This is a genomic window from Gemmatimonas sp. (genome assembly GCF_041689975.1).
In the GTDB taxonomy this organism is placed as follows: Bacteria; Gemmatimonadota; Gemmatimonadetes; order Gemmatimonadales; family Gemmatimonadaceae; genus Gemmatimonas.
Window position 1 is genome coordinate 1 of record NZ_JBDNFF010000027.1, and the last position, 8,802, is coordinate 8,802.

Genomic DNA, 8,802 nt, shown 5'->3' on the forward strand with positions numbered 1-8,802 from the left:
CGACGTGGAGCCCACGCTCGCCGCGAAGACGCCACAGCGCCACGAGCGGCTCATGCGCGACGCCGAGCAATTGTGCGAATGGCTCGCCACGCATCCGGAGGATCGACGGGGCGCGACGGGCGCCGTGCGGAAGAGCAACCGCACGGATAACGACAGCGCGAAGATGGCGACGAGCAAGGGCGTCATCCAAGGGTACACGGGGGTGGCGGCCGTCGATGCGGCGCAGCCGCTGCGCGGCGCCACCACGATGATCACCGCCGATGCGGGCTATCATAACGAAGCGAATCTCCGCGCGCTCGACACGATGTCGGTCGAGGCGCTCATCGCCGATCGCGACAGGCGGAAGCGCGACGAGTGCTTCGCGACGCAGTCGCGCCATCGGCAGGGGGCGCATCAGCTCCACGACCAGACCGCGACGCCCACGACGTCGACACCGACCGTGTTCACCACCGCCGATTTCACGTATGGCGCAGAGGCCCGTACCGGCGTGTGTCCCGCGGGGAAGTCGCTGTACCGCAGCGGTGGCAACCGGAAGACAAACAACCACTTCGGTGCACACTTTCGCGGCGCGAAGCGTGACTGCGGGCCGTGCCCGCTGCGCGTGCAATGCCTGCGGACGCCCGACACCACGCCGATGCGCAACATCGCGATCTTTCACGGACGCGTCGACACCGCCGAGCTCACGCTGACGGCGCGCATGCAGGCGCGCATCGACGCACCGGAGGAACGCGAGGCGTATGGGCGACGGTTCGCCACGGTGGAGCCGATGCTCGGCAATCTGCGCGCGCACAAGCGGCGTGATCGCTTTACGCTGCGCGGCCGCGCGAAGGTGAACGGGCAATGGACGCGGTATTGTTTCGTACACAACATCGAGAAGCTGGCCCACGCGGGCTACGCGGCGTAGGGAGCACCGCGGAACGCGCAGCAATACGCGTAAATCCACGCGGAACTGTCAATACACGCGCGCTTTTCCCGGGTTCAGCGCATCAATGCGATTACGAGAATCATAGACGACGTCCTGCGACAGCGAAAGCGCCTTATTCTACAGCCTCAACGCCAGCTTCTGCGGCGGGCGCTCCAACACGATGCGCGCGGAGCGCGCTTCCGAAGACGCCCGTCTGCAGTAAGCATCGTTAGGCCCGCGCCTCGCGGATGTTGCGTCGAAACAGCCCGTCGCGCAACGAAACGGTGACGGGCCAGGCCCGAGTCGAGCGCATGCTCGGCGCTCCCCGGTCTCGGAGCGCGCATGCCCGACGCGGCACCGGAGGCGCGTGGAGTCTACAAGCCCCGACGGCCCCAAGCATCGCCGCTCTTTCGGTTGGTGTCGGACCATCTGCACCGCCTGCAGACGGTCTACGACGAACGATTCGCTCAGGAGTACGGCCCTTGGCGCCCCGTCGTCGCGCGGGTCGCCGACAAGTTCCTGGCGTGTGGCGTCCTCGAGCACGGGTTCGCCCGCCTCCGCGGCGATGCCTGCACGCACGAGTACCTGCTCGCGTTCTCGTGCAAGTGTCGCTACTTCTGCCGGTGCTGCCCTGCCCAAACGCCTCGCGATCTGGACGCAGTGGTTGGACACCACCCTCCTCGCGCCCGTGCCGCACCGACAGGTCGTGCTCACCATCCCCAAGCGACTGCGCGCGTACTGTCTGTATCGGCGCCGCCTGTTCGGCGAGATCGCGCGGGTGGCCGCCCGCACCGTCACGGCCGCCATTCGCCCGCGCACGGGTGAACGCGAGCTCGCGGTCGGCATCGTGGCCTGTCTGTAGACGCACGGCTCGCGCGCCAACTGGCATCCGCACCTGCACCTCTTCGTCACCGACGGCCGCTTCCGGACCGACGAGACCTTAGTCGCGTGGCCGGTGCACGACACGGCGCGGCTGACGGAGGCGTTCCGCCGCGCCGTGCTCCGGCTCTTCGTGCGCCTCGCGCTCGTCGACGAGGACCAAGCCGCGGGCATGCTGACGTGGCCGCACTCGGGCTTCCACGTGCACTCGGCCGTCTGGGTGTCGGGGAATGCTCGCGCCTTCGCTCTCGACTCGCCCGGTACTGCGCCCGGAATCCCGCCGCGCTGGAGCGGCTCACGAACGACCGAGCCGCCAAAGCCGTGACCTATCGTTCCGACAAGTCCGACGGCCCGACGGCGGGCACCGAGACCGTGGACCCGCGCGAGTGCTTAACCCGGGATCCCCGACAAAGGGCACGTCACGACACGGTGCTACGGCTGTTATGCCAACCGCCCCCGCGGAATGCGGGGCACGGCGGCGACCGCGGCGGCCGCCGTGCCGCCCGCCATCGTCCCCGCGCCACGACTGGCGCCCACCGAGGCCAGCCGCCGATGGGCGAAGGCCCTACGGCGGCGTTCCTGCAGCAGATCTTCGAGGTCGACCCGCTGGCCTACCCGACATGTCGCGGGCCCATGCGGATCATCGCGTTCATTACCCCACGCGTCGGTGATCGACCAGATCCTCGCGCACCTCCGCACCCGCGCCGCGACGGCGGCCCACGCCGCCGCGCGGAGTCCGCCCTCGACCCGAGGACCGTCTGGACCGGGCCTCACGCGACGACCCGCCGCGGCCCACCACGCCCGCTGACGCTCACCCCGACGCCCCGAGACGCGCGGGGGGGGCGTTCGGCGTGCGCGTCCGTCCCACCGGGGCGTCCGATCCGTCCTCGGGCAACCGGACGCCGACGGAAACCGCCGTCCAGGCGGCCACCGAGGCGCGGCGGCGGGCGGAGATCAGGCCGCCGCGCGCCGGCCGGCCCTCGCGGGGTCCGTGATCGCGCCGTACGTTCACTGGATACTCGACCGAGCCCGATTGATTCCCTATCCTGTGAGTCGAAGATGATGCTTCGTTTCCTGTTCGCACTGCGTCCGTTACAGGCAGGATTCGTGGCCTGCATTGCGGTGGCAATCATGGGGTGCGGCGGGGGCTCCGCCGATACCGCCGGCCCCCCCGCTCTACCGCCCGCAGAAACCGTCGCCAGTGTTTCGGTGTCGCCACCAACGGCTACGCTTCAAGTTGGTACGGGCGCGACCACGCTCATCACGGCAACGGTGACCGGGAGTAGGGGGTCGACGCTCACAGGGCAGGCGGTCAACTGGAGCAGCAGCGACCCCACGCGCGCTCCCGTTTCGAGTAGCGGGCTGGTTTCCGCGGTGGCGGCGGGTAGCGCAACGATCACGGCCACTGTGGCTGGGCGGAGTGGTGATGCAGCAATCACGGTGACCCCAGCCCCGACGTTTACCGTGACGATCGACCAGGCCACGGTCAGCGTGCCACTTGGCCTCGCGGCACAAGTCGCCGCCACCGCACGCACCGAGGCCGGCGCAGTGTTGCCTGGCGAGCCAGTCGTCTGGATGTCATCAAACCCTGCGGTGGCCACCGTCGACGCCAACGGTCTCATCGTGAGTGCTGGCGCGGGGACGGCCACCATTTCGGCGACGGCACGCGGATTTCGGGGTGACGCCTCGCTCACCGTGACCGCTGCACCACCGATCGCCGCGTGCAAGCTCCCCAATCGCACGAGCAGCGTCGGGTTCGGATTCCCCCGATCGACGGCGCGCCTACGGACCACGGGTGTCGTCCGTGGCACGGTGCTCTTTGTGGATTTCCCTGATGCACCCGCCTCCCGCACGGCACAGAACGTCCTCGACGTCATCCAGCCCGGTGCTCCGGCGTACTACGGCGCGCTGTCGTACGGCGCGATGACATTTCAGCTGGAACCGAATCTCCGCTGGTTCCGGATGTCGAAGCCATCCACCGACTACGGCTGGCCGAACAACGTGACCTTTCAGGCGCATCGAGCGCTGATTCAGGAGGCGGCCAACCTCGCGACCTCGACCACCAACATGTCGCAAACCGATGTGCTCATCGTGATGACGAATCCGGATGCGGGCGGCATCACGTTCGGACCGGCACTCGTGCCGCTCACTGGCGGGGGAATTACCGTGGCGGGACGGGCCACGACGATCGACAACGCGACGAACTCGGGACGCGACCTTTTGGGCTGGGGCTCGCGCTGGCTGAGTCACGAAGTGGGTCATTTGATGTCGTTGCCGGACCTGTACGACTTTGCGCCACCGGTTGCGGGCGCGTTGCATTTGCACGTCGGCGAGTGGAGCAGCATGGGCCTCATCAGCGCACGGGGTAGCGAATGGACCGCCTTCGAACGGTGGCAACTCGGGTGGCTGCGCGACGATCAGATGGCGTGCGCACCAACGGGAGCGTCGCTCGTGTCGATCACGCCGGTCGAGAGCGCCGGGGGGCTCAAGGCCGCCGTTATTCCGGTGAGCGCGTCCCTTGCCGTGGTGGTGGAGAGCCGTCGCGCACTCGGCTTCGACAGCAGCCTTCCACAGCCCGGACCGCTCGTCTATTTCGTGAATACCGACGTGGCGAGCGGTCGTGGCACCATGCGCGTGTTGCCGCTCGACGATGCAGATCGCGTGAAGTTGTCGCGGACGTTGCTGGTGGGCCAGACCGTGAGCTATCAGAATGCGAGCGTCACACTGGTTTCGCGGACGATTGGTGCCGACGTGGTGCGCGTGGTGCGGCCTTAACCGCGGCAAGGGTTTGTCTTTCTGCCTCGCGGCCAGCTGTTCATGCACGCGCGCTTTGAGTTGTTCGCTTGGTTAGAGTGGACGCCGCGCGGTCCCCGTCCGTTTGGCATGACTCCAGATTAGGTCATCGGGGTTCAGGACGGGCGCGTCGCCGGGAAGAAAATGCAGCGTCAGGCGACCGTTGGTTGTGGCGACATGGTCCGTCACGATCTTCGTCTTGTGTGCGGGGAGACTATCCAGCACAAGATGCAGCGGCCGCTTGCGGCCACGCAGCAATTGCTGAAGTAGCGTCACGAAGAGCAGGCCATTCAAGCCACCCTTGCAGGTCCGAAACAAAAACGCACCGTGGTTGCTCACCGCAGATGCCGCACTGATGCTTGGGCGTTGGGCGGTGCCACCACGGGCGTCCTATCGCGCGCACTCCACGTCGTCCCGTGGACGGCGTCGGCGCGGAAGACGGATTCGTCCCAAAACACGATGTCCGGGCGCTCCTTCCGCGCCCGTTTGACGAGGGCAGGATACGTCTCACGCTGCCAGCGCGCGATGGTAACCGGATCCCGCTGATACGCGTGCTGCACGGGCTTTTGCACCGTAAGGCCGACGCGCGCCAAGAGCGCGCCAATCGACGCGAGCGAGAGCGCCACCGCGAATCGTTCCGCAATCAAGGCTTGCACCAGCGTGCGCGTCCACCATCCGAAATCAAAGCCGTATTGCCACGGCGATTTCCCGTGAACCCACAGAAAGACCGGTCACTCCTCGGCGCCCGTCAACGTGCGTGACCCATTTCCGGCGTAGATGGCGCCGCCGGCGCACGAGAGAGAGCAGGATCCGCGCGAGAGCGATCGCATCCCAGAACTCGGACCCGGGCGGGTCGAAACGATGCACGGGTATCCAGGCGAGTTGGTCGGCGACGTACGGCGGGCGAACCCCGCTACCTGCGTTCACCGGCGGCAGCGTCGTGGGTTTTATCGGCACGACGAAGCGAGGAAGAGCGAAACTCGGCATCGCCTTGCCGATCTGTGCGGAGACGTCCTTCACGGTCTTTTTGATCAGTGCGATCGAGCCATTCGTAATGTGTTGCACGTGGGCATCCCATCCCGCCTGCGAAACGGGAACGGGATTTGACGGGAGCGTGTGATTGGCGATTGGCGCCAGACCTCGATCCAGAACGCGCACGCGCTATTCGCTCGCGCTCAAATCAATCGCGAGCGCACTGCGCTAGCGGAGCCGCCCGTCTGCAGCAAGTTTCTCTCTGCCCCGTACGCAGTGATGGCCAACGCGACCGCGAGCTTCCGTTCGCGCAGCCGCTTCCGTGACTGCTCGGCAAGCCAGAGATCGAACTGCATTTGTTGATGCCGTCAGCTCTCCGCTGTCGTGTAAAACGAGATCATAGGCGCACGGCCGTTTCTGGACTGATCCCGGCCCGTCCGTTCACGATGGCGAACAGCGTGTCGCGGCTCAAATCCAACGCGGCCGCCGCCGCCCCAAGCCTCGGTGCTCAAACCTGACGATCGCCATTTTCAAGTGTCATGTGTCACGTGGCGGGTTGCGACCACGGCGATCCATGAACTCGTCGGCGTCATCGACAGATTTTGGTGGGCATAACGCCTGCGTTTAGCCGGTCCAAGCCGGGGTGCGACTGGGTGCTGGCGTCGCGTAAGCACGAAGGCGCTGCCACGATTTGGACTCGGCTTGAACGAATTGTCATCCAGAAGGCGGTGACGTATCGCTCCGACACGTCCGACGGCCCGACGGCGGGCGCCGAGACCGTGGACCCGCTCGAGTTCTTGGCCCGGGTGCTGGTCCACATCCCCGACAAAGGCCACGTCAGCACGCGGTACTATGGCTGGTACGCGAACCGCCCGCGCGGTATCCCGTTCCGTGATGCGGGGCACGGCGGAGTCCGCAGCGGTGCCGCCCGCGATCGTGCCGAGGCTTCGCCTCGCGCCCACCGAGGCGACCCGCCGGTGGGCGGCGCTGCTGCAGTAGATCTTCAAGGTAGACCCCCTCGCGTGCCCGACGTGTCACGGGCCCATGCGGATCATCGCCTTCATTACCCCACGCGTCGGTGATCGACCAGATCCTCGCGCACCTCCGCGCCCGCGCCGCGACGGCGGCCCATGACGCCGCGCGGAGTCCGCCCTCGACCCAAGGACCGCCTGGACCGGGCGCCACGCGACGACCCGCCACGGCCCACCGGCCCACCAGGCCCACCAAGCCCAGTAAGCCTCACCCCGATGCCGCGGACCACGTGCGAGGAGGTTCGGCGTGCGCGACCGTCCCACCGGGGCGTCCAATCGGTCCCCGCGGCGACCGGATGCCCACGGGCCACGTCGTCCGGACGGCCAACGAGGCGCGGCGGCCGGCCCTCGCGTGGTCGGCGATCGCGCCGTATGTATCGCCGGATACTCACAACTGAATCGGATACTCGACCGAGCCCGATTGAATTTCCTATCCTGGCGATCTTCCTATCTTGGGATACTCGACCGAGCCCGATTGAATTTCCTATCCTGAACGCCGCGGCGGTCCCGATGATTCGGAATCCGGCGCACCCATCCGTTGTGTTCGAGGGCGTTGAGTGTGGCTGTCATGGTCGCCGAGGACAGGTAGGTACGTTCGCTGATCTCTTTTGGTGTGAGTGGGTCGGGGGCGCCCTCGATGACGGCAAGGCTGTTGAGCACGTTCTGCGGCGCTCCGAACGATGCGAGCATCGTCCGTTCTATTTCTGTGCTCACTGTCTGTCCGCATCGCAGGAGGGTAGCGAACACCTCAGCAGCCGCCGGATCGCCATCAGGAAACTCGTCGACGAAGTCGGGACCGACCTTCACGACGCACAGCGCAGCGGGCGAAGGCGAGCCAATGCCCGACTTATGCACATTGCGTGGGCGTCGGTAGTCAGACACTCTCGAAAATCTCGATTCGTGGCGGTCCTGCAACGCCGCCGTTCGTCATTGCGTCCTTTAGTATAGGATCGCTTGCGAATGCGTTCGCTGCGGCTGCGGTCGCGAAGCGGTGAATGACGACGACGTCGGTGGCATCGTCGGGCGTCCGCAGCACCTCCAAGTCGGTGGCGCCGTGCTTCGCGTGCAAGGCGCTCACGGCGGCCGAGTCGTACGTGGCGCGCCAGGTGGCGTAATCGGTGACGGGATGACGGACGATCAAGGTTGCGCTTATGATTGATTGGCCTTTCGGTCAGGAGGCTATTCACTTCAGAGCTTCCAGTATCAAAATATTTTTTCTCCGTGTCAAGTTTTTCATCTCCGGGCGAAATCTGTGCGGCAATCACGTTCGCAAGTCCATCTCCTGCCAGCAAATCAGATCAGACGAACGGTTCGAGCGGTATCGGCTTGCGCCACACATCCCGCAGTCCGCCAAAGACAGGCCCGGAGTTTCACCGAAAGCCGGCTGTGGGTCGCATGTTTCCGAGCGTCATCGGACTTGCGAAGACTCGTTCCTGAGCGAGAGATCGAGCCCGGTCGCCTCGTTGTTCCGAGCGCCCGCGAACGGGCAGTCCGGATTTTAAGATCTTCGTGTCGACTCTTGACTTGACCGAAAAGTGGAACTGAGGATAGGAAAACTCAAACGCACTTTTTGCTCCCAAAGGCCCCCCGGCAAGGCTCTCGATCACCCACTGAACCGGTCCTTGGGTCTATCTGCCGCAGGTTGAAGGCCGATCGCAGCGCCGAAGTGCATCTCTTGAAGCTGTCACCTGAATTTTGGCCCTCGCAAAGTTCCACCAAACCCCGGCTCTGAGCAGCTTTGGCGCAGCCGATCCCCGCGGCCCTGGGCACGGGGCCGCCTGAAACGTGTCGGCTGGAGGGTCTCAGGCCGCTTGCAGCTGCGACCGACGGGCTGGCGTTCGCGGCGGCGCCCCGGCCTGCAGACCCAGGTGCGTGAGGATCTTCTCGATCACCGGCTGCTTTAGGATCGCGGCGATGAGTTTCAGCTCGCCCCCGCAGTCCGGGCAGTGCGCCATGTCGATCTCGCACACGCGCTTCAGCAGCTTGGCCCAGCCGAACCGGACGGTGGTGCGCACAGGTCGCCTCGCACTCGGCCGGCGGTGAGGAGTGCAAGGGTGGTTCGGGCTCCGAACCCAGGTTAGCGGCATAACGAGGCTGTAGAAAAAGTCCCACTGCGTGCCGATGTGGAAACGGAACTCACGACGGATCAGCACGTTGGCCTCAGAGAGAATCTGCGGTGCGATTGTCCGTTCGTCGAGGCCTGTGATGGCGCGCGACACGCAC

The 8,802-nt window shown here is 66.0% G+C and carries 8 protein-coding genes and 3 pseudogenes; 5 read left to right on the top strand and 6 right to left on the bottom strand.

Going from position 1 to position 8,802, the window contains the following annotated elements:
- From ACESNG_RS01930 to ACESNG_RS01940, 3 genes and pseudogenes are all read left to right on the top strand, one after another.
- Window positions 1-904, top strand: a 904-nt coding sequence (locus ACESNG_RS01930) for a transposase (protein ID WP_373067522.1), incomplete at its 5' end; no start/stop codon positions are given.
- A 342-nt stretch (window positions 905-1,246) separates the two neighbouring features.
- Window positions 1,247-1,729, top strand: a complete 483-nt coding sequence (locus ACESNG_RS01935) for a transposase zinc-binding domain-containing protein (RefSeq protein WP_373067525.1) — start codon at window positions 1,247-1,249, stop codon at window positions 1,727-1,729.
- A 49-nt stretch (window positions 1,730-1,778) separates the two neighbouring features.
- Window positions 1,779-2,108: pseudogene (locus ACESNG_RS01940) on the top strand (hypothetical protein); the annotation flags it as partial.
- 116 nt (window positions 2,109-2,224) lie between these two features.
- Here ACESNG_RS01940 and ACESNG_RS01945 read toward each other — a convergent pair.
- The gene (locus ACESNG_RS01945) at window positions 2,225-2,557 is read right to left on the bottom strand and encodes a hypothetical protein (protein ID WP_373061476.1); all 333 of its coding nucleotides are present in this window, start codon (window positions 2,555-2,557) and stop codon (window positions 2,225-2,227) included.
- A 285-nt stretch (window positions 2,558-2,842) separates the two neighbouring features.
- On the opposite strand from ACESNG_RS01945, the gene ACESNG_RS01950 reads away from it, so the two are divergent.
- A complete protein-coding gene (locus ACESNG_RS01950; protein ID WP_373061478.1) occupies window positions 2,843-4,558 on the top strand; it encodes an Ig-like domain-containing protein in 1,716 nt (571 codons plus the stop codon).
- Window positions 4,559-4,633: 75 nt separating this feature from the next.
- Here ACESNG_RS01950 and ACESNG_RS01955 read toward each other — a convergent pair.
- Both ACESNG_RS01955 and ACESNG_RS01960 read right to left on the bottom strand, forming a co-directional pair.
- Window positions 4,634-5,361 (bottom strand): annotated as a pseudogene (locus ACESNG_RS01955) (IS630 family transposase); the annotation flags it as partial.
- Complete coding sequence (locus tag ACESNG_RS01960) at window positions 5,258-5,641, bottom strand: hypothetical protein (protein ID WP_373067529.1); 384 nt, start codon at window positions 5,639-5,641, stop codon at window positions 5,258-5,260. The gene ACESNG_RS01960 and the pseudogene ACESNG_RS01955, both read right to left, overlap by 104 nt.
- Before the next feature lie 759 nt (window positions 5,642-6,400).
- Here ACESNG_RS01960 and ACESNG_RS01965 point away from each other — a divergent pair.
- Window positions 6,401-6,547: a hypothetical protein gene (locus ACESNG_RS01965; protein WP_373061484.1), complete on the top strand. Its 147-nt coding sequence runs from the start codon at window positions 6,401-6,403 to the stop codon at window positions 6,545-6,547.
- A 479-nt stretch (window positions 6,548-7,026) separates the two neighbouring features.
- Here the strand turns inward: ACESNG_RS01965 and ACESNG_RS01970 are convergent, their stop codons facing one another.
- From ACESNG_RS01970 to ACESNG_RS01980, 3 genes and pseudogenes are all read right to left on the bottom strand, one after another.
- Window positions 7,027-7,386 carry a MarR family transcriptional regulator gene (locus ACESNG_RS01970; protein WP_373061480.1) on the bottom strand — a complete coding sequence of 120 codons (360 nt, stop codon included), beginning with the start codon at window positions 7,384-7,386 and terminating at the stop codon, window positions 7,027-7,029.
- Between the two features lie 67 nt (window positions 7,387-7,453).
- Complete coding sequence (locus tag ACESNG_RS01975) at window positions 7,454-7,720, bottom strand: cyclase (RefSeq protein ID WP_373067527.1); 267 nt, start codon at window positions 7,718-7,720, stop codon at window positions 7,454-7,456.
- 661 nt (window positions 7,721-8,381) lie between these two features.
- Window positions 8,382-8,802 (bottom strand): annotated as a pseudogene (locus tag ACESNG_RS01980) (hypothetical protein); the annotation flags it as partial.